Source organism: Corynebacterium sp. UBA2622 (assembly GCF_002339505.1).
Taxonomy (GTDB): Bacteria; Actinomycetota; Actinomycetes; order Mycobacteriales; family Mycobacteriaceae; genus Corynebacterium.
On the sequence record NZ_DDJO01000011.1, the window covers coordinates 17,103 to 36,985 of the forward strand.

General features: G+C 70.7%; 18 protein-coding genes. 5 read left to right on the forward strand and 13 right to left on the reverse strand.

The features are described from left to right. Positions 1 to 4: 4 nt before the first annotated feature. Positions 5 to 679 (forward strand): 3'-5' exonuclease, encoded by a 675-nt coding sequence (locus B3611_RS04235; protein WP_291313837.1) that lies wholly within the window; start codon positions 5 to 7, stop codon positions 677 to 679. A 13-nt stretch (positions 680 to 692) separates the two neighbouring features. Here B3611_RS04235 and B3611_RS04240 read toward each other — a convergent pair whose 3' ends face one another. Beyond that, positions 693 to 1,541, reverse strand: a complete 849-nt coding sequence (locus tag B3611_RS04240; protein WP_291313838.1) for a methionine synthase — start codon at positions 1,539 to 1,541, stop codon at positions 693 to 695. A gap of 13 nt (positions 1,542 to 1,554) precedes the next feature. Then, positions 1,555 to 2,634 (reverse strand): tRNA 2-thiouridine(34) synthase MnmA, encoded by a 1,080-nt coding sequence (mnmA, locus tag B3611_RS04245; protein WP_291313839.1) that lies wholly within the window; start codon positions 2,632 to 2,634, stop codon positions 1,555 to 1,557. Positions 2,635 to 2,660: 26 nt separating this feature from the next. On the opposite strand from mnmA, the gene B3611_RS04250 reads away from it, so the two are divergent. Next, positions 2,661 to 3,464, forward strand: coding sequence for a spermidine synthase (locus B3611_RS04250; protein ID WP_291313840.1), 804 nt, complete (start codon positions 2,661 to 2,663; stop codon positions 3,462 to 3,464). Here the strand turns inward: B3611_RS04250 and B3611_RS04255 are convergent. Together B3611_RS04255 and B3611_RS04260 are read right to left on the reverse strand one after the other, a co-directional pair. After that, positions 3,388 to 5,919, reverse strand: coding sequence for a bifunctional lysylphosphatidylglycerol flippase/synthetase MprF (locus B3611_RS04255; protein ID WP_291313841.1), 2,532 nt, complete (start codon positions 5,917 to 5,919; stop codon positions 3,388 to 3,390). The genes B3611_RS04250 and B3611_RS04255 overlap by 77 nt on opposite strands. Beyond that, positions 5,916 to 7,133, reverse strand: a complete 1,218-nt coding sequence (locus B3611_RS04260) for an alpha/beta hydrolase (protein WP_291313842.1) — start codon at positions 7,131 to 7,133, stop codon at positions 5,916 to 5,918. The genes B3611_RS04255 and B3611_RS04260 overlap by 4 nt, the downstream gene beginning before the upstream one ends. 20 nt (positions 7,134 to 7,153) lie before the next feature. On the opposite strand from B3611_RS04260, the gene B3611_RS04265 reads away from it, so the two are divergent. Beyond that, positions 7,154 to 7,792 carry a lipase family alpha/beta hydrolase gene (locus B3611_RS04265; protein ID WP_291313843.1) on the forward strand — a complete coding sequence of 213 codons (639 nt, stop codon included), beginning with the start codon at positions 7,154 to 7,156 and terminating at the stop codon, positions 7,790 to 7,792. A 107-nt stretch (positions 7,793 to 7,899) separates the two neighbouring features. Here B3611_RS04265 and B3611_RS04270 read toward each other — a convergent pair whose 3' ends face one another. The 5 genes from B3611_RS04270 to B3611_RS04290 all read right to left on the reverse strand — a co-directional run bounded on the left by B3611_RS04270 (position 7,900) and on the right by B3611_RS04290 (position 13,132). Beyond that, positions 7,900 to 8,967 (reverse strand): glycoside hydrolase family 25 protein, encoded by a 1,068-nt coding sequence (locus B3611_RS04270; RefSeq protein WP_291313844.1) that lies wholly within the window; start codon positions 8,965 to 8,967, stop codon positions 7,900 to 7,902. Positions 8,968 to 9,037: 70 nt separating this feature from the next. Then, complete coding sequence (locus B3611_RS04275; protein ID WP_291313845.1) at positions 9,038 to 10,174, reverse strand: cysteine desulfurase family protein; 1,137 nt, start codon at positions 10,172 to 10,174, stop codon at positions 9,038 to 9,040. Positions 10,175 to 10,184: 10 nt separating this feature from the next. Next, positions 10,185 to 11,345: a THUMP-like domain-containing protein gene (locus B3611_RS04280; protein WP_291313846.1), complete on the reverse strand. Its 1,161-nt coding sequence runs from the start codon at positions 11,343 to 11,345 to the stop codon at positions 10,185 to 10,187. Next, positions 11,335 to 12,228 carry an NUDIX hydrolase gene (locus B3611_RS04285; protein WP_414646296.1) on the reverse strand — a complete coding sequence of 298 codons (894 nt, stop codon included), beginning with the start codon at positions 12,226 to 12,228 and terminating at the stop codon, positions 11,335 to 11,337. The genes B3611_RS04280 and B3611_RS04285 overlap by 11 nt, the downstream gene beginning before the upstream one ends. Positions 12,229 to 12,265: 37 nt before the next feature. Next, on the reverse strand, positions 12,266 to 13,132 hold the full coding sequence (locus tag B3611_RS04290) for an ABC transporter ATP-binding protein (RefSeq protein ID WP_291313847.1): 867 nt from the start codon (positions 13,130 to 13,132) through the stop codon (positions 12,266 to 12,268). A gap of 154 nt (positions 13,133 to 13,286) precedes the next feature. Here B3611_RS04290 and B3611_RS04295 point away from each other — a divergent pair, with 154 nt between their 5' ends. Together B3611_RS04295 and glgB are read left to right on the forward strand one after the other, a co-directional pair. Further along, positions 13,287 to 15,311: a maltotransferase domain-containing protein gene (locus B3611_RS04295; protein ID WP_291313848.1), complete on the forward strand. Its 2,025-nt coding sequence runs from the start codon at positions 13,287 to 13,289 to the stop codon at positions 15,309 to 15,311. A gap of 58 nt (positions 15,312 to 15,369) precedes the next feature. Then, positions 15,370 to 17,568: a 1,4-alpha-glucan branching protein GlgB gene (glgB, locus tag B3611_RS04300; protein ID WP_291313849.1), complete on the forward strand. Its 2,199-nt coding sequence runs from the start codon at positions 15,370 to 15,372 to the stop codon at positions 17,566 to 17,568. Between the two features lie 93 nt (positions 17,569 to 17,661). On the opposite strand, the gene B3611_RS04305 is transcribed toward glgB, so the two are convergent. From B3611_RS04305 to nucS, 4 genes are read right to left on the reverse strand one after another with little or no spacing between them, the layout of a single operon-like run. Then, a complete protein-coding gene (locus tag B3611_RS04305; protein WP_291313850.1) occupies positions 17,662 to 18,546 on the reverse strand; it encodes a tetratricopeptide repeat protein in 885 nt (294 codons plus the stop codon). Further along, a complete protein-coding gene (locus B3611_RS04310; RefSeq protein ID WP_291313851.1) occupies positions 18,547 to 18,858 on the reverse strand; it encodes a thiamine-binding protein in 312 nt (103 codons plus the stop codon). Between the two features lie 24 nt (positions 18,859 to 18,882). Continuing rightward, positions 18,883 to 19,170, reverse strand: coding sequence for a hypothetical protein (locus B3611_RS04315; protein WP_291313852.1), 288 nt, complete (start codon positions 19,168 to 19,170; stop codon positions 18,883 to 18,885). Between the two features lie 9 nt (positions 19,171 to 19,179). Next, entirely contained in the window at positions 19,180 to 19,872 is a 693-nt protein-coding gene (nucS, locus tag B3611_RS04320; RefSeq protein WP_291313853.1) for an endonuclease NucS, read from the reverse strand. Positions 19,873 to 19,883: the final 11 nt, after the last annotated feature.

Consider the following 19,883-nt stretch of genomic DNA (forward strand, 5'->3'; position numbering starts at 1 on the left):
TCGCATGGCCACTTTCGACGCCTCGCGCATGCTCTCCTTCGATCTCGAGACCACCTCGACGGATCCCGCCACGGCGCGCATCGTGACCTCGGCGCTCGTGCGCATCGACGGGCGCGACGTCCGCGCCGAGGAGGAGCTCGCCGACCCGGGCGTCGAGATCCCCGAGTCCGCCGCCGCCATCCACGGGATCAGCACGGAGAAGGCCCGGGCCGAGGGGCGCCCGCACGACGAGGTGCTCGCCGAGACCGTGGAGAAGATCAAGCGGGGCTGGGAGGACGGGCTGACCCTCATCGTGTTCAACGCCCCCTACGACCTGTCCGTCCTGCGCGCCCTGACCGGGGATTTCACGGTCACCGGGCCGGTCTACGACCCCCTCGTCATCGACCGCGCCCGCGACACCGTGCGCAACCGAAAGCGCACCCTGACCGACATGGCGCAGCGCTACGGGGTCCGCCTGGACAACGCCCACGAGGCGACCTCCGACGCGATGGCCGCCGCGCGCATCGCGTGGAAGCAGGTGCGGTCGATGTGGCCGGATTTGGCGCAGATGGACGAGGGAGAGCTGATGGAGTACCAGGCGGTGCAGTTCTACAACCACGGCCTCGGACTGCGCAAGTACCTGCAGGGCAAGGGCCGCGACGTGTCGGGCTTCAACCTCTCCTGGCCGATGATCGGTTAGCCGGACGGGCCGGTTAGCGCAGCCCCTCCGCCATCTCGCGCGCGGCCGCGTAATTGCGCGCGGCGCCGGGCAGCGTCTCCGCCGGGCGTGCCCACACGTCGAGCTCCACCCCGGCCGGGTCGACCTGCAGCTCGTCGAAGAGGCGCCATAGCTGGGCGGGTTCCACGGGGGCGACGGCCAGGCGGGTCCCCTTCTCCATCAGCCGCGCCAGGCGGTCCTTCGCCCCCGCGGTGGTCACGGCAGCGAGGTCGACGGTGGCCCAGGGGACGTCGCACAGCACGGGGGCGTGGAGCAGGTGCGGGCCAAACGCGGCGAGGCGCTCCTCGGGCTCGGGCACTGCGGGGATCGTCTCGTAGTCGGTGGTGCCCTTCAGCGCGCCCGCCATCACGTCCCCGAGGCGAAGCTCGTCGAGCTGCAGGACGGTCTCGCAGCCGAAGCGCTTGCCGACGTCCTCCCGGTGCCGCCCCACCGCCTCCAATAGCGCCTCGGTGACGTCGCGCAGAGCACCGGCGTCCGTGATCATGCGGTGACCGTTGGCCATCTCGATCTCGGCAGCCAGGGTCCACGGGCCGACGAGCTGCACCTTCACCCGCTCCGGGGGACGGGCCCACGCGGCCTCGAGCGCGTCGAGGTCCCGGGCCATGTGGTCGCGTGCCGCGCGGTGGCGGGCAGCGACACGCCACCCGCGGGGTCCCCGGTCGACGGGAATGTCCAGCAGGGCGGCGGTGCGCCCCACCGGGTCGTGGCCGATGCCTCGCTCGGGCAGCTGCGGGATGTGGGGCAGCGGGCTTTCGCTGAGCACCACGTCCGCGGCCTGGGCGAAGTCGGTGCCCGGCAGTTCACCGAGGCCGAAAGCCGTCACCTGACCCGCCCCCTCACGCCGTCGCACAGATCGTGCCGGAGCCGAGGACGACGTCACCCAACCCGTCGGGGTCCGGCATGTAGAGCACCGCGGCCTGGCCCGGCGCGACGCCCTCGAGGGGCTCGCCCAGCCTGAGCGTCATCCCGTCGCCCTCCACGCGGGCGGAGCAGGGCACCACTCCCCCGTGCGCGCGGACCTGAACCAGGGCGTCGAAGGAGCCGCGTATCGCGTCGTGCAGGAGCTTGAGCCGGTCTGCGCGGATCTCCCGCACCTTCAGCGCCTCACGCGGGCCCACGGTTACCTCGCCCGTCACGGCGTCGATGGCGGTGACGTAGCGCGGCTGGCCGTCGGCGGCGGGAACACGCAGGTTGAGGCCCCGGCGCTGACCGATCGTGTACTGGAACGCCCCGTCGTGCTCCTTCAGCGCGGTGCCGTCGGAATCCCGGATGACCCCCGGGCGCACGCCGATGCTGCGGCCGAGGAAGGCCTGGGTGTTGCCGTCCGGGATGAAGCAGATGTCGTAGGAGTCGGGCTTGGAGGCCGTCGAAAAGCCGTGGCGGGCCGCCTCCTCGCGGATCTGCGGCTTCTCCGTGTCGCCCACGGGGAAGATGCACCGAGCCAGCTCCTCGCGGGTGAGCACTCCGAGGACGTAGGACTGGTCCTTCAACGGGTCGGCGGAGCGGCGGAGGTTGCCCTCCCCGTCGACCACCGCGTAGTGGCCGGTGGCGACGGCGTCGAAGCCGAGGGCGAGGGCTCGGTCGAGCAGCGCCGCGAACTTGATCTTCTCGTTGCAGCGCAGGCACGGGTTCGGCGTCTCGCCGTGCTCGTAGGACCAGACGAAGTTGTCGATGACCTCTTCCTTGAAGCGGTCGGAGAAGTCCCAGACGTAGAAGGGGATGCCGAGCTTGTCGCACACCCGGCGCGCGTCGGCGGAGTCCTCCAGCGAGCAGCAGCCCCGGGCGGACTCGCGGGTGGCCCGGGGGTCGCGGGCGAGAGCGAGGTGCACGCCGACGACGTCGTGGCCCGCCTCGACGAGGCGCGCCGCCGCCACCGAGCTGTCCACTCCCCCGCTCATCGCCGCAAGAACACGCATGGGCCGGAAGTGTACTCTCGCTGGCCATGGCCCAACAAAGCGAGTTCCACGAGATTGACACGGGGGTTGCGGAGGTGCTCACCGAGCCCGACGGCTCGCTGGTGCTGCTGGTCAACGGCGTGCCCAGCTCCCACATCGTGCCGGGCGAGCCGGAACGCCTCGACTTCGAGTACATGCGCTGGATAGCCGACTTCCTGGACAGCGTGCGGTGCTGGGACAAACCCCGCCTGACGCACCTCGGCGGGGCCGCGTGCACGCTGCCGCGCTACTTCGCCAGCGCCTGGCCCGGCAGCCGCAACACCGTCGTGGAGATCGACATGGAGCTCGCCCGCCTGGCGCGCGAGCTCTTCGACATCCCGCGCGCCCCGGCGGTGAAGATCCGGGTGGGTGATGCCCGGGAGGAGACCTTCGGGTTCAAGCCCGCAACGCGCGACGTGATCATCCGCGACGTCTTCTCCTCAGCCACTACCCCGCGGGGGCTGACAACGGTGGAGTTCTACGCGGCCGCGAGGGCGTCGTTAAGCGGGCGCGGCATCTACGTGGCCAACTGCGGCTCCCACGCGGACCTGCGCGAGGCGCGCGAGGAGCTCGCCGGGATGCTGGAGGTGTGGCCGCACGTCGCGGTGATCGCCGATCCCCCGATGCTGAAGGGGCGCCGCTACGGCAACATCATTCTCATCGGCGCCAACGAACCCGTCGAGGCGAGCCCGGCCCTCACCCGCGAGCTGCTCAAGGGCGCCGTGCCCGCTCAGTTCAGGGGCGAGGAGTGGGTGCGTCAGCTTGCGACGACCCCCCGCCACGACCCGCCGCCGGAGCCCCCGCAGAAGTAGCCTCCTGCTCCGCCTCGGCGCGGCGGGAGAGGAACTCCCTGGCCACCGCGGCCATGTCGGAGCCCTTCATGTTGGGCAGGTAGCAGCTCACCACCGCCAGCGCGATGGAGACCAGCGCCATCTCGTCGTCGTAGGCGAGGTACCAGCCGCGGTGGGTCGGGTGGAACTTGTACTTCGAGGCCGCCAGGGAGCGGAAGCCGTAGAGCGGCTCGATGCCCGCCCCGGTCTTGTCCAGCAGGACCTCCACCAGCGAGGTGGGCGTGTCCGAACGCGCCAGCGGCGCGCCGGAGAGCGAGACCCAGTCCAGGCCGAACCCGCCCGCGACGATCGCGGCCTCCGCGAGGAGGAACTCGATAACCGGGCGGAACCCGGAGGTGTCGCGGCGCATGAAGTCGAGGGTGTAGCCGACCAGGCGGCCGGACTCGTAGACGGGCAGCCAGCTGGTCACGCCGTGCAGTCGGCCGGACTCGTCGATGGCGAGCAGCAGCTTGGTGTCCGGGTCGCGCAGCTCGTCGAGCCCGCCGAGGGTGAAACCCATCTCGGGCAGGGCCTTGTCCGCCACCCACTGCTCGGACAGCGCGATGATCTTCTCGTGCGTCTCCACGGGGCAGTCCGCCCAGGAGGTCCACACGGCGCTGACCCCCTCCTTGCCGGCGCGGTTGCGGGCGGTGCGGATGTTCTGGAACTTCTTGCCCTTGAACTCCAGGTTGTCGGTGTAGAGCAGGGATTCCTCCGCAACGTGGATTGTGCGGAATCCGGGCCGGGAGAATTCCGCGTCCACGGAGTACCAGGCCACGCGCCACCCCTGGGCAGCGGCGAAGTCCTCGAAGGCCGCCGCCACCTCATCGCGTGTCGACGAGGCACCCCACACCGGCGCGCCCACGGTGACCGCGATGTTGTGGGAGACGCGGTAGGCGACGTACCCGTCGGCGCCCTCGTCCAGATCGGGCGCGGCGCCCCCGGTCTCCTCCTCCGCGGCCCCGACCGGCGAGCGGTGGAAAAAGTAGCGGTTACCGTCCCACAGGCCCATCCAGGCCAGGTGGTCGCCGGTGCCGGACTTGAGGATCTCCCGGGCGCGGGCGCGCTGCCCCTCCGCCGCCGGGGACGGCGAGGCGGACAGGACGCGGTAGAGGATGACCAGCGTGACCGCCCAGAAAACGATGCCCACCCACTCGTAGAGCGCCCAGGCCGCGCCCGAGTGCGGCACCAGGTTGTAGGGCAGGAGCACCGAGATCGCCGGGGGCAGGTAGCGCCGCGGCAGCTCGGTGAGCACCGCGCCGAGGGTGGGTGGGGTGAGGAAACCGTGGCGCAGAAGCAGGGCCCCAATGACCCAGAACGCGGCGGTCAGCACCAGCGCGCCCACCACCCCCGCGGCGGCGGGGCGCCACGCGGACGGGAGGGTGAAGCGCTTGCGTGTGGCGATCAGCACGGCGAGCACAGCCACCCAGGGGAGGATGACCATGCCGAGGTTGATGCCGGCGGTCACGCTACCGTCCAGCCCGCCCGCCTGCAGGCCGATGGCGAGAAGGGAGCACACCGTCACGGCCACGGAGAGCGCCCAGGCCAGGCGGCGGCCCCGCGCGAGACCGAGCGCGAGGACCGTCGTCAGGGCGATCGGGACCATGTTGAGCAGAAACGGGCCGACGCCCTTCTGGTGGTTGATGGAGATGGCCTCCTGGCAGGCGGTCGAGGCCGTGTCGCGGCACCAGTGCGCCACCTGGTGGGAGGCGACGGCCGGCTCCCACATCAACTGGCTCACCCCGGCGAAGGGTCCCTGGGCGGTCGGGTTGAGGGCGGTGAGGACGGGGCCCACGGCGACGGCGACGACGAGGGCGGCGACGATGACGCGCGACTCGCGCAGCGACATGTGCGTCGACGTGCCCGTGCTGCCCGCCACCAGCGCACCCGCCGCCCATCCGACGAGCACCGCGAATAGCGCGACGACGTCGGCGAGCGAGCCCGAGTACAGCACCAGCGTGCCGGTGAGCGCCAGCATGACCAGGCGCAGCCGGCGGCGCCACATGACGCCCATCTGCGCGGTGGCGAAGGCCAGCGGGCCGAACACCCACGCCACGGGCGAGAGGAACGTCTCGTGGGTGAGGTCGCTGCCCCAGTGGTTGAAGCCCGCCTCCTCCACCGCGGCGGCGGCGAGCAGACCGGCCGGCACGGCAACGGCCTGGATGGCGACCGCCGCGACGGCGAAGCGGCGCGAACCGAGGGTGTACTCGGCGGGCAGGGCGAAGAGCAGCGCCGCGGCGGTGAGGTAGACCATTGCCACGACGTGACCGCCGGTAAGACCGGAGCTGCCCACGTGCCACAGGGTGGTGTCATCCGGCAGGTGGTAACCGAGCACAGCGGGTGCGTCCCCGCGGTACGCGACGAAGAGGATCCACATGAGGACCACGAGGGCGAGCGTCACCGGGACGGTGCGGAGGACGGTTTTCACGGCGGTCACTTGATGCCTCCCCTTTCGGCGGCGAAGTCGAGGTTCTGCCGGAAAGCCACGCGCCACACCGCGTAGCTGTGTGCCCCGGGCAGGGTGTCGTAGGTGGTGTCCATTCCTGCGGCGCGGGCGAGGTCGTTGAGGTGCGGCAGCGCGTTGCGGGCCGTGGAGTCGCGCTCGCCGGAGACGAACCGCCCGGCGATGCCCTCGTATTTCGGGGTGCCGGCGGCGTCGCTCAACAGCGTGGCGGGGTTGACGGCCTGGAACGCGTCCTCGTTGCCGTCGAAAAGCTTGTCCACCGTCTGCTGGTGGTTGCCGAGCGTCGGCTCGGGCTCGCCGGAGAAGTCCAGGAAGGTGCCGTAGGACTGCGGGCTGTTGGTCACGATCTGCAGCGAGCAGGTGCCGCCGTAGCTCAGCCCGGCGATGGTCCACTTCTTCTGGTCGGGCTCGACCCGGAAGTTGTGGTGCAGCTTCTCGGGGATCTCCTTGCTCAGGTACGTCTGCACCTTGTACTCCGGCCCATCGACGCAGGCGGGGTTGCCGGTCTCGGTTCCAGTGGCGTCGGCGCTGATCACCAGGGGGGCGACACCGTCGTGGCCCGCCTGGAAGTCATCGAGCGCCTCGGCTGCCTGGCCGGTGACGAACCAGTCGATGGGCCGGCCCGGGTTGCCGGCCAGGATGACCATCACGGGCAGGGACGCGCCGTGCCAGTAGGCCGGGGGAACGTAGACGACCGCGTCGCGCATCGGCTCGGCGGGCATGGTCACCAGGGCCCCGACCTCGCGCCCGTCGAGGGTGGGCGAGCTCGTTGTGGCCTTGAACTCGTCCCAGCTCATCGGGGTGGCCACGGGAGCGGGCTTGATGGAGCCGACGGTCGGGTACTGCTGGTAGATGAGATTGGCGGCGAGGTAGGCTGCGGCGATCGCCGGCACGGAGAGCAGGGCCAGCACGATGCGCCGCCCGCGCTGCATCAGCGCGGAAAAGAGGACGAAAGCCGCGGCCGCGCCCGAGGCGTAGATGGTCCAGGGAACAATGTCCGGGAAGGGTTTGGGCCACACGCTCAGCGCAAAGGCCACCACGATCAGGACCGACAGGGAGCCGACCGCGGCCCACACCGTCCTCCTGTTCGGCCGCCGGAGGGCGACGAGCGCGGCGAGGATGACCACCGCGTAAATCACCACTGAGGCGGCGGGTGAGACCAGGGAAACCGATTGAAGTGCGTGCACCCTTAGTAATCTAGGTGCGCATGGCGCTGCTGTCCCACATCCCCCGCGTACTTCCCGACCCCTCCACAGTCAACTCCCAGTCCTCCGGCCGGGTTGTGGTGGCGCTGCACGGCACGCTGGGAGAGCCCTCCACCTTCCGCCTTTTGGGCCGCGAGCTCGCGTCCCGGGGCGTGGACATGCTCGCCCCCTCCTACGCGCGACGGGGCACGGCGCTTATCGACGCCTCGGCCCCCGCCATCACCCGCCTCATCGCCTCCCTGCCCGCCAGCGTCACCCGCGTCGACGTGGTCGGCCACTCCCTCGGCGCCCTGGTTGCCCTGCGCGCCCTCAGCGGCCCCGACGCCGCTGCGGCCCGCGCCCGGGTGCACACGCTCGTCGGCCTCGGCGCGGCGTGGCGCGGCACAGGGGAAAGCCCCTGGTACCGGCCGGCCTGGCTCGTCTCGCGGGTCCTCGGCGAGTCCTACGTGGAGCTGGAGAACTACCCGCACGAACCCGTCGTGCCGGAGGGCATCGACGTGGTTTCCGTGGTCTCCGACGCCGACACGGAGGTCCCCGCTTGGTCCTCCCGCCTCGGCGGGGTGATCACCCTGAGCGGGGTGTCGCACTCGGGCCTTGCGCGCCGCACCGATGCCGTCCTCGCCCCCCTTGGCTTGCTGTAGCGCACGACACAAGGCCCGGTCCGCCGCGAACTTTGGGCGGGCGAAAAAGCGCCCCGCGCCGGAGTGGACCCGGGCGGGGCGCGGCGTTCGGGGGATGGCCCCGGCGACTACTTCGAGGCGTTGTTGAGCAGGATGAGCAGGTCGCCGACCGAGTAGTCTCCCACCATCATCGAGCGCAGGTCCTCGACGGGCAGCTGCCCGCTGGTGACCAGGTCGCGCACGGCGTTGGAAATGTTGCCGGCGTCGTAGTTGTCGAAGCCGAGCTGCTGGGCCGCCTGGGCCACCTGCGGCGCGGCGAGGATGCCGCCGGCGAGGCCGAGGATCGCCACGACGAGGGCCGTCGAGTTTTGCTCCAGAACCGCGAGGTCGCCCGCGTCGGGCGCCTGGAAGGTCTCGAGGACACCACCGCCCGCCGTGAGATCGCCCGAGGCGAAAGCGTTGAAGGCGCCCTCGTTGCCGTTGAAGATGTTCTGGTCCACGGGCGTGGACAGGCCGGCGACGCGGCCGCTGTCGGAGCGCTGCCAGATGGACACCTTGTCCCACCCGCCGACGGGGCGCGGGGCCTGGTTCTGGTACGCCGCGAGCCACAGCGGGTAGCCGGTGAAGGCGCTGGTGTTGTCCATGTGCTCGGACCAGAAGTAGCGGTACGTGTAGAGCATCGGCCTGGTGCCGGTGGAGCGCTCGACCTCGGTGAGGAAGGCCGCGGTCCATGCCGCGAGCGCCGCGGGGTTGAGACCCTCGTCGACCTCGAGGTCGAGCACCGGGGGCAGGTTCAGCGCGGGACCGGAGTTGATCACGCCGGCAAAGTAGCGGGCCTGCGTCGTCGGGTCCTCCGCCGGACGGGCGTAGTGGTAGGCACCGACGGAGAGGCCGGCGTCGCGCGCCGAGCGGGCGTCCTCGTCGTAGAACTCGTTCTTCCAGCCCTCGCCCTCGGAGGCCTTGACAAAGGCGAAGTGCTGGCCGCCGGGTCCAGCCACGGTCTTCCAGTCGATTGCGCGCCCGCCCGGGCGCTGGTGCCCCGCCACGTCGATGCCCTGCACGAGTCCGGGGATTCCCTGGGCATCGGCGTCGGTGTGGCGGGTGGGGCTGAAGGGGACGACGACGGCGAGGGCAACGGTGATGAGGGCCGCGACGAGCGCGGCGAGGACGGTCTGGTGCCTCCGGTTCACATGCATGCCTGGCAGTGTATAACAGCTTTCCCGCCCGCCCCGGTGCGACACTCACGTCACACGCGCACCATACCCCTCACAGCGAACCCGCGACCCGCGCCCGCTCGACCACCCCGGCGATCTCCGCCAGGAGGAGGTCAACGTCCCCCTCCGTGGTGGTCCGGCCCAGCGTGAGCCGCAGCGCCCCCATGCTCTCGCGCCCGTCCACACCCATGGCCTCGAGCACGTGGCTCGTCCGGTGCACGCCCGCGGAGCACGCGGAACCCGTCGACGCCTCGATGCCCTTCATGTCGAGGAGCATGATCAGCGCGTCGCCGTTGGCGCCGGGGAACAGCAGGTGCGCGTGCCCGGGCAGCACGTTGTCCTCCACCGTCACCACCGTCCCGGGCACCCGCTCGACGACCCCGCGCACCAGGCGGTCGCGCAGCTTTGCGACGTCCTCGCGCTCGCGCTCCATCTCCGCGACCGCCTCGGTGAGCGCCGCGGCCGCCGCGGCAGCCCCGGCGACATCCACGGTGCCGGAGCGCAACCCGCGCTCCTGACCCCCGCCCACCACGAGCGGCAGGGGCGCGGGCGAGCGCTTCGCCAGCAGGATCCCCACCCCGCGCGGACCGCCGAACTTATGCGCCGAGGCCGCCAGGGTGGTCGCACCGAGACCGTGGAAGTCGATGGCCACCTTGCCCACGGCCTGCACGGCATCGAGGTGGACCGGGGTGCCCTGCCGCGCCGCGCGCTCCACCAGCTCCTCCACCGGCTGCAGCGCGCCGGTTTCGTTGTTGGCCACCATGCAGGTGGCCACCGCGGCAGGCGTGTCCAGGGCCGCGAGATCGGACACCGCGCCGGAACGGCCGACCGGCAGCCATACAACGTCGGCACCCTCGTCGGCGCCGAGCGACTTGACGGTCTCCAGCACCGCAGCGTGCTCCGTCGGTGGCGCGACCACGCGCGTCAGGCCCCTGTCCTTGACGGAGGCGCGGTAGAGGCCCCGGATCGCGGTGTTGTCGGCCTCGGTGCCCGAGCCGGTGAAGACAACCTCGGCGGGGTCCGCGCCGAGCGCCTCCGCGACGGCCTCGCGGGCGTCGGCAAGCACCGCGTTCGCGGCTCGGCCGGAGGCGTACTGTCCCCCCGGGTTCAGGGCGCCGGCGTGGCGCACCCAGGCCTCGATGGCGCACTCGCGCATCGGGGTGGTCGCTGCATGGTCGAAGTAAGCCATGCGACCCACCCTAGCCGTGCGCCTGGCCCCGCTGGCGCGGCCCGCAGATGTGGGCCACGGCCCCCGCGCCCACCCGGGCGATCACCACCCCGCGGTGCTCGGGCCCCTTCAGTTTGAGCTTCCTGCGCAACTCGTCCGGGTCAACATCGACACCGCGGACGAGGATCTCGGCGGCGCCGGCGCGGTGCGCGGCGAGCGCGGGACGCAGCTTCTTCAGCGGCACGGACTCGAGGAAGGGGAACCCGGAAATGCCCGGGGGCAGGGCGTCCCCGGTGAGGAAGGCGATGTGCTCGTCGAGCATGGAGAGGTTGTGCCGGTGGGCCCAGTGTCGCACGAGCCCGGCGCGCACGATCGCCCCGTCCGGCTCGATGATGAAGGCGCGCGGCCCCGTCACCTCCACCTCAGCCGGGTCGGACGAGGTCACGCGCTCCTCCCCCTCCCCCAGGACGACCGCCTCGCGGGCCACCCCGCCCGCCAGGCCCGGAGTGTAGAGGCACGCCTCCTTCACGGCTCCGCCCACCGAGACCACGCTGACCAGGCCCTCCCACTCCGAGTAGTCGATGCCCGGGGCGCACTTGACCGCCAGCTCGCGGCCGCGGTGCGCCTCCAGGAGCGCCGGCAGGGGCGGGTGCAGCTTCGCGGGGTCCGTGATGCGCCTCCCGTTCGCCCGGCGGGCGGGGTCCGCGACCACGGCGCTGTCATGCCGCGCGGTGCTCGCGGGAGCGAGCGCGTCCGCCCGGGCGAGCCACGCGTCGGGGCCGAGGTTGTGCCGCGCCATGAGCAGGCGCGCGGGGTCCAGGTCGGAACCGAGCCAACCCATCCCGGCCGCCAGGGCGGCGGGGGCCTCCGAGCCCACCGAACAAGTCACGTCGTGGACCATTTCCACGCCGTGCCCGCGCAGGCGCGCCGCGCGGACCGCGGCCACGCGCGCGGGGGTCGCCTGCTGGGACGCATCACCGTCGGCGAGCCACCACCCGGGAAACTTCCCCGCGGCCCCCCGGCGCGCCGTGGCGAGCTCGAGCACCGCACGGGAGTGGTCCCCGAAGCGCTCCTGGAGCAGCGCGCGGTCGGCGAAGGCGGACTTCCCGGTCAACCCGAGACCCGCCTCGGCGGCGGCGATGGCACCCGCGTTGGCCCACAGGTACCGGACCTCGGACACGCTAAAGCTCACGGGCCCTGCCGATCCTGTCCGCGGGCGCGCTGCGGAAGTACTCGCGGTAGCGCGGGAAGTGCACCGGGTCGCCCACCACCGGGGTCATGTCGGCGTTGCGCGCGGAGCGCACGAGCGAGTCGACGCAGTCATGGTCCGCCAGGTCGAGCAGCTGGGCCCACGTCGACGGCGCGAAGCGCACCAGGCCGGCCCTCCAGCCGTCGAGAAGCAGCGCGGGCGGGAACCAGTTGGCGTCGTCCGCCTCGCCCGTCACGCCGTCGGGGTCCTGCCCGCCCGGGGAGACCGCCAGCCAGGAGAAGGTGTCGAACCACGTGCCGCGCTTCGAGCGGCCCACCCACCGGGCGTAGGGGGTGAGCAGGTCCGCGTCGACGTTGAGGTCGTTGTCGCGCAGGACGTCGGTGAGCGAGAGCTCGTGGGACTCGAGCCGGAGGCGCTGGCTGTGGAACGGGCGGACGTCGCGCAGCAGCACGCCGTCCTCGTCGACGGCGAGCAGCGTGCCCGTCTCCTCGAACAGCTCCCGCACCGCCGCGAAGAGCAGCGCGTGCGCCTTGTACTTGGTCACGCCGAGCTGGCGCGCGAGGGAGATTGCGGAGCGGCCGAACCACAGGTCGCCGTCGTTCCACGCGCGACCCGGGAAGTCGCGGCTGTCCACGCCGCCGCCGGGGAAGACGGTCATGCCGGGGTAGTTGCGCATGGTCATCACGCGCTCCTGCACCCACACCTCCAAGCCGCGGCGCCCGTCGCGGGCGAGAATCACGGTGGTCGCCAGGCGCGAGCCGTTGTACCCGGCCGTGTCATAGGGGTTGATCTCGTCCTTCGCATCGCGCACGTCGCGGGCGACCTGCGCCGCCGTGCTCATCCGTGTCTCCGCAGCCACCGTCATCGTCACCTCCCTGCCGGCTTACCCGCCGCGCCCCTTTCTACTCCGCCGGCGCGCGGTGCACGCCGCCGCGGCGGGCGCGACGAGCGCTGAAGCGCCCGTCGGCGCGCGTGACCTCGATCGGCTGGTGGTAGGCGCGGGAGATGTTCTCCGAGGTGAGGACGTCATCGATGAGTCCCTGCGCGATGACCTGCCCCTCGTCGAGGAGCAGGGCGTGCGTGAAGCCGTAGGGGATCTCCTCCACGTGGTGGGTGATCATCACTATGGCGGGCGCGTCCGGGTCGAGGGCGAGCTCCCCGAGGAAGGCGACGAGGTCCTCGCGGCCGCCGAGGTCCATCCCCGCCGCCGGCTCGTCCATGATGAGCAGCTCGGGGTCCGTCATGATGGCACGCGCGATGAGCACGCGCTTCTTCTCCCCGTCGGAGAGCGTCCCCCAGGTCCGCTCCAGCAGGTGCATCCCGCCGACCTGCTCGAGCACCTCGAGGGCCTGCCCGTAATCCGTCTCGTCGTACTCCTCGCGCCACCGGCCGAGGATGGCGTAACCCGCCGAGACGACGAGGTCCTTGACCTTCTCCCCGTCGGGCACCCGCTGCGCGACCGACGAGGAGGTCACGCCTATCGACGCCCGCAGGTCGCGCATGTCGGTTCGCCCCAGCCGCTCCCCCAGCACGAACGCCACGCCGTGGGACGGGAACTCCTGGGCCGAGGCGACGCGGATCAGCGTGGTCTTTCCGGCGCCGTTCGGCCCGATGACCACCCAGCGCTCGTCGAGCTCCACCTGCCAGTCGACCGGGCCGACCAGGGTGTTGCCGCCGCGCACGACGTCGACACCGCGGAAGTCGATCATCAGGTCGGGGTCGTTGGTCAGTTCCTCGGGGTTCTCGCGCTTCTCACTCACCCCTCCCATTTTGTCCTAAATGCCGCGCCAGCGGTGGACCCCGGCGCGCGGGGTGGCGAGGGGCTATCGTGGGGCAGGTAAAAGCACGGGAAAAGAGCACGCTAACCCCCGCGGCGGCGTGGGGGTCACGCCAGTTGAGAGCACTCACCGAAGGAAGAAACCGATGATTGGACGCTTTGGCATCGACGACGTTCGCCCCCAGATCTCGGGGCGCACACTGCCCTCCAAGGCGGTGGTCGGGGAAGTCGTTCCGATCTCCGCCCTGGTGTGGCGCGAGGGCCACGATGCCGTCGCCGCCACGCTCGTGCTCACCCAGCCCGACGGCGAGCAGTTCTCCGTGCACATGCAGCCCGAGGTCTACCGCCCGGACTACGTCCACGCCGTGGTCGTCCCCGACACGGAGGGCCTGTGGCGCTTCCGCGTCGACGCCTGGAGCGACGTCATGGCCACGTGGCGCAACGCCGTGTCCAAGAAGTTCAACGCCGGGCAGGACGAGGCCGAGCTGGCCAACGACATCGCCCACGGCATCGACCTGTTCACGGCCGCGGCCGCGCAGACCCCCGAGCCGGGGCGCGGGGTGCTGGACAACGCCGCGCGCGCGTTGGCCGACATCACCCTGCCGTTGTCCAACCGTCTCGCGCCGGGGCTGAGCGCCGAGGTCCGCGAGGTGCTCGACGCCTACCCGCTGCGCGAGCTCGTCACGCGCGGCCCCGTGTGCGACATCCTCGTGGAGCGTCGCGAAGCCCTGATCAACTCCTGGTACGAGCTCTTTCCCCGCTCCACCGGCGGCGTGGGCGACGACGGCGCGCCCGTGCACGGCACCTGGGCCACCACCTCCGCCGCGCTCGACCGCGTCGCCGCCATGGGCTTCGACACCGTCTACTTCCCGCCGATCCACCCCGTGGGGGAAATCAACCGGAAGGGCCGCAACAACGCCCTCGCCGTGGAGGACGGCGACGTCGGTTCGCCCTGGGCGGTCGGCTCGGAGGCGGGCGGGCACGACGCCTTCCACCCCGACCTCGGCGGCGAGGAGGAGTTCCTCGCCATGAAGGCCCACGCCGACGAGCTGGGGCTCGAGATCGCCCTCGACTTCGCGCTCCAGGTCGCCCCGGACCACCCCTGGGCCAGGGAGCACCCCGAGTTCTTCACCGTTCTTGCCGACGGCACCATCGCCTACGCCGAGAACCCGCCGAAGAAGTACCAGGACATCTACCCGATCAACTTCGACAACGCCCCGGAGACGCTCTACCGCGAGGTCTACCGCGTGCTCATGTACTGGGTGAACCTGGGCATCACCACCTTCCGCGTGGATAACCCCCACACCAAGCCCGTGAACTTCTGGCACTGGCTCATCACCACCGTCCACGAGACCAACCCCGAGGTGATCTTCCTCGCCGAGGCCTTCACCCGCCCGCCGCGCATGTACGGCCTGTCCAAGGCCGGGTTCTCGCAGTCCTACACCCACTTCACGTGGAAGACGACGAAGGCGGAGCTGACGGACTTCGCCCAGCTGCTTGTCGACGTCGCCGACGTCTCGCGCCCCAACCTCTTCGTCAACACCCCCGACATCCTCCACGCCTCCCTGCAGAACGGGGGCCCCGCGGCCTTCGCGATCCGCGCCACCCTGGCCGCCACGATGAGCCCCCTGTGGGGCGTGTACTCCGGCTACGAGCTTTACGAGGGCATCCCCGTGAACGAGGGCAGCGAGGAGTATCTCGACAGCGAGAAGTACGAGCTGCGCCCCCGCGACTTCGCCGCGGCGCTCGAGAACGGCACCTCGCTGGAGCCGTACCTGACCCTGCTCAACGCGATCCGCCGCGACAACCCCGCCCTGCAGCAGCTGCGCCAGATCCGCTTCCACGACGTGAGCAACGAGCACATCATGGCCTACTCCAAGGTCGACGCGGTGACCGGCAACGCGCTCCTGGTGGTGGTCAACCTCGACCCGGCCTCCACCCAGGAGGGCATGGTGCACATTGACGCCGAGGCAGTCGGGCTCAACCCGGGTGAGAGTTTCGACGTCCACGACCTGGTCACCGGGGCCACCTACACCTGGGGCGGCGACAACTACGTGCGGCTGACCCCGCAGAGCAACGTGGCGCACATCTTCCGCCTGCCCGCAGTGGACGCCCGGCGCAGGGAGGCCCTGGCCTTCCGCCGTATCTCCGACCACGATTACAGGCCGTAGAAGCGGCTTGCGGTAGCGTCGAAAAGACGAAATCCCCGACACACCCAAAAGGAAAACAATGACGGGCATCGATCCTTCGCTTCTCATCCCCGAGCACGACCGGCAGCGCCTCCTCGAGTGCAAGCACCACGCCCCTCACGACTTCTACGGCTGGCACGCGACGCCGGGGGGTTCCGTCATCCGCACCCGCCTGCTCGGCGCGCGGCGCGTGGAGGTGCTCATCCACAACGGCACGCTCGAGATGGAAAGCACGGGCGACGACATCTGGGTTGTCGGCCTGGACGACGACCGCGCCCCGGACTACCGCCTGCGCGTGACCTACCCGGAGGGCGAGCCCGTCATCATCGCGGACCCGTACCACTTCCTGCCCACCCTCGGCTCGCTGGACCTGCACCTCATCGGCGAGGGCCGCCACGAGCGTTTGTGGGAGGTCCTGGGTGCCAACGTGCGCTCCTACACCACCTCCCTCGGCGAGGTCACCGGCACCTCCTTCGCCGTGTGGGCGCCGAACGCGCAGGGTGTGGCCGTCGTCGGTGAGTTCTGCGGCTGGAACCCGAACCAGTACCCGATGCGCAGCCTCGGCCCCACCGGCGTGTGGGAGATCTTCATCCCGGGCATCGGGCCCGGCACCGCCTACAAGTTCGCGGTCCAGACCGCGGGCGGCGAGCGCGTGGACAAGGCCGACCCGCTGGCCAAACAGACGCTGTGCCCGCCGGAGACGGTCTCCGTGGTCGCCGACGCCTCCGCCTACGAGTGGCGCGACGAGGAGTGGATGACCAACCGCCCCGGCATCGACGCCACCAACGCCCCCATGAGCGTCTACGAATGCCACATCGGTTCGTGGAAGCAGGGCGCGACCTATCGCACCATGACCGAGGAGCTCGTCCCCTACCTCGTGGAAAACGGCTTCACCCACGTCGAATTCCTCCCCGTCGCGGAGCACCCCTTCGGCGGCTCGTGGGGCTACCAGGTCACGGGGTACTACGCCCCCACCGCGCGCTGGGGAACCCCAGACGAGTTCCGGGAGCTCGTCGACACGCTCCACGCGAACGGCATCGGCGTCATCGTCGACTGGGTGCCGGCGCACTTCCCGAAGGATGCCTGGGCCCTGGCCCGCTTCGACGGCACCGCGCTCTATGAGCACCCCGACTGGCGCCGCGGCGAGCAGAGGGACTGGGGCACCTACGTCTTCGACTTCGGGCGCAACGAGGTGCGCAACTTCCTCGTCGCCAACGCCCTGTACTGGTGCGAGGAGTTCCACCTCGACGGCCTGCGTGTCGACGCCGTGGCTTCCATGCTCTACCTGGACTACTCCCGCAACCCCGGCGAGTGGCTGCCCAACCAGCAGGGCGGCCGCGAGCACTGGGACGCCGTGCAGTTCCTCCAGGAGATGAATGCCACCGTTCACCGCACGCACCCCGGCGTGGTCACCATCGCCGAGGAATCCACCGCCTGGCCGGGCGTGACCGCGCAGACCTCCGCCGACGGGCTGGGCTTCAGCCTGAAGTGGAACATGGGCTGGATGAACGACACGCTCGAGTACTTCTCCCTCGACCCGATCCACCGCTCCCACCACCACAACGAGGTCACGTTCTCCCTGGTGTACGCGTTTTCCGAGAAGTACGTCCTGCCGTTCTCCCACGACGAGGTTGTCCACGGCAAGGGCTCGCTGTGGACGCGCATGCCGGGCGACGAGTGGAACAAGGCCGCCGGGATCCGCGCCCTCTACGGCTACATGTTCTCCCACCCGGGCAAGCAGCTCATGTTCATGGGCTGCGAGTGGGGCCAGACCACCGAGTGGGACGAGGCGCACTCCATCAACTGGGACAACCTCGGCGAGGGCTGGGGCAACGAGTACCACCGGGGAATCCAGCGGCTCGTGCGCGACCTCAACTTCGTCTACCGCGACACCCCGGCGCTGTTCTCCCAGGACAACACCCCCCTCGGCTTCCAGTGGATCAAGGGCGACGACGCCGCGCACAACGTCCTCGCCTACATCCGCTGGGGTGTCGACGCGGTGCCGGTCCTGGCCGTGGTCAACCTCTCGGGTGCCTCCCACACGGACTACCGTCTCGGGCTGCCCGAGGCCGGCAACTGGGAGCTGGTGATCAACACCGACCAGGACATCTACGGCGGCGCCGGGAACGACCTTCCCCGCATGGTCCACACTGAGCCGACGCAGTGGGACAACTTCGACCAGTCCGTCTCACTGCACCTGCCCGCGATGAGCGCGCAGTACTACAAGCTGGTCCGTTAGCGGTGTGCCGGCGCGAGCCGGCACCAGGCAAAGCGAAAGAGGGGGCCCGGGTGACACCGGGCCCCTTTTTGCACCCGCGCGGCGGGTGGCAGATCAGAACAGCGCGGAAGCCAGCTTCGTGCGCGCCGCGATGACGCGCGGGTCACCCGCGTCGAAGAGCGTGAACAGTTCCAGCAGGCGCTCCTTCGCCCGGGGCTCGGCCCCCGCCAGCGCCACGAGCCGGTCGAAGGCCCTCTCGGGAGCCCCGGCCACGACCTCGGCATCGGCCGCCGCCAGCTGCTTATCGACGTCCCCCGGGTCCGCCGCGGCGTCCTCCACCGCATCGGTCGTTCGGTTGGCGGGGTCGAGCCTCTTCAGCACCCCCACAGTCGCCCGCGCCTGCGAGATCTCCTTGTTACGGGGGTCGTCCGCGAGGATCGCGTCGTAGACGGCGATGGCCGCGTCAAAGTCGCTTCGGTTCAGGGCCTCCGTCGCCTGTGCCAGACGCGGGTCCTCGGCCTCGGCGGGGCTCTCCTCCCCGCTGGCGGCGGGCAGGCCCTCAAGCTGGGGGCCGACGTTGGACACCAGGGCCTGCACCCACTGCGAGAGCTCCTCGCGCGGCTGGTTGCCCTGGAAGCTCGCGACGGGGCGCCCGGCGGCAAGCGCGATGGCGGTGGGCACGGCCCGCACGCCAAGCATCTGGGCGAGCATCGGGGTGGCGTCGGCGTCGACGTAGGCGACGCGGAACTCCCTCTGCCCCTCCGCCAGCGACTTCAGCGTTGACCTGAGCTCCTCCGATTCCGGGGAGCGGGCCGAGCCCACCACCACGATCACGGGGATCTGCACCGACAGGCGGATGACCTCCGCCTCGATGTTGTCGTCCGTGGCGGTGATGAAGGCCTCGAAGGCGCCCGCCCCCGATCCGGTCCCGGCTCCCTCCGCGGGTTCCCGCTTCCTCAGCGACGACAAGTCGAATACACCCGGTCCGAATTCCGGCATTTACTTTCCCTCACTTTCGAAGTGCTTGTTCAGCGATTCCATCTTCTGGTGCAGCATGTCGGTGTGACCCGGCCGGATGTCGGCCTTGAGCACGAGCGACACGCGCGGCGAGACCTCCTCGACCGCCTGCGTGGCCCGCTTGATCACGTCCATGACCTCATCCCACTCCCCCTCAACGGTGGTGAACATCGATGTCGTTTCGTTCGGCAGCCCGGATTCGCGCACGACCCGCACGGCGCGCGCCACCGCGCCGGACATCTCCGCGGTGGGGTTGTCGGTCACGGTGGGGGCGACGGAAAATGCAACAATCATGCGACCAGCTTAGCGACGTCCCCCTCAGCGCCGCTCCCAGCAGTGCCCGTGCCAGTGCCGCCTGTCATCTCCCCCGCGCCCCGTGTCCCGCGGCCACGCCACAACGTGGGCGACGCCCGGGGGAATGTTCTGGTTGCACCCAGGACACACGTAGAACTTCGTCGCCGCGGCCGAACCGATCGCGCGCATGAGGTAGATCTCCCCGTGCGTCCACGAGGGACCCTCCACCTCGCGGGTGCCGAAGTACGTCGACCCGTCCCGCGGCAGCTGGCGCGAGGGCGTGACGTTGCCCCGCCTGTTCTTCCTGGGCACGAGCTCCCCCTAGAAGAGCCGCAGCTCGTTGGATTCGATGCCTCGCAGCTCGTCGTAGTCCAGGACGAGGCAGCGGAAGCCCCGGTCCTCCGCGAGCGTGCGGGCCTGCGGCTTGATCTCCTGGGCCGCGTAGACACCGGAGACGGGGGCGAGGAGGTCGTCGCGGTTGAGCAGTTCGACGTAGCGGCTCAGCTGCTCCACCCCGTCGATGCCCCCGCGGCGCTTCACCTCCACGGCGACCGTCCGGCCCAGCGCGTCGCGGGCCAGGAGGTCCACCGGGCCGATGGCGGTCGGGTACTCGCGGCGGACGAGGGTGTAGCCGTCGCCAAGCGTGGATATGTGCTCGGCGAGCAACTCCTGCAGGTGCGATTCCACCCCGTCCTTGACTAGGCCCGGGTCCGCGCCGAGCTCGACGTTTGTCTCGCTGATGACGTCCTCGAGGGTGATGCGCAGCTGCTCGCCCCGGGGGTTTTCCACGATCCACAGACGGACCCCGGTGTCCCCGCCGTCGAGGTCGACCACCGTCTCCTCGCGGATGCTGCACGGCGGGGTCATCCAGTTCAGCGGCTTGTAGGCTCGGTCGTCGGCGTGCACGGACACCGAGCCGTCCGCCTTGACCATGATCAGGCGCTTCGCGGAGGGCAGGTGCGCATCCAGGCGCCCCACGTAGTCGACGGAGCACTGGGCAATGATCAAACGCATGGGGTCAAGGG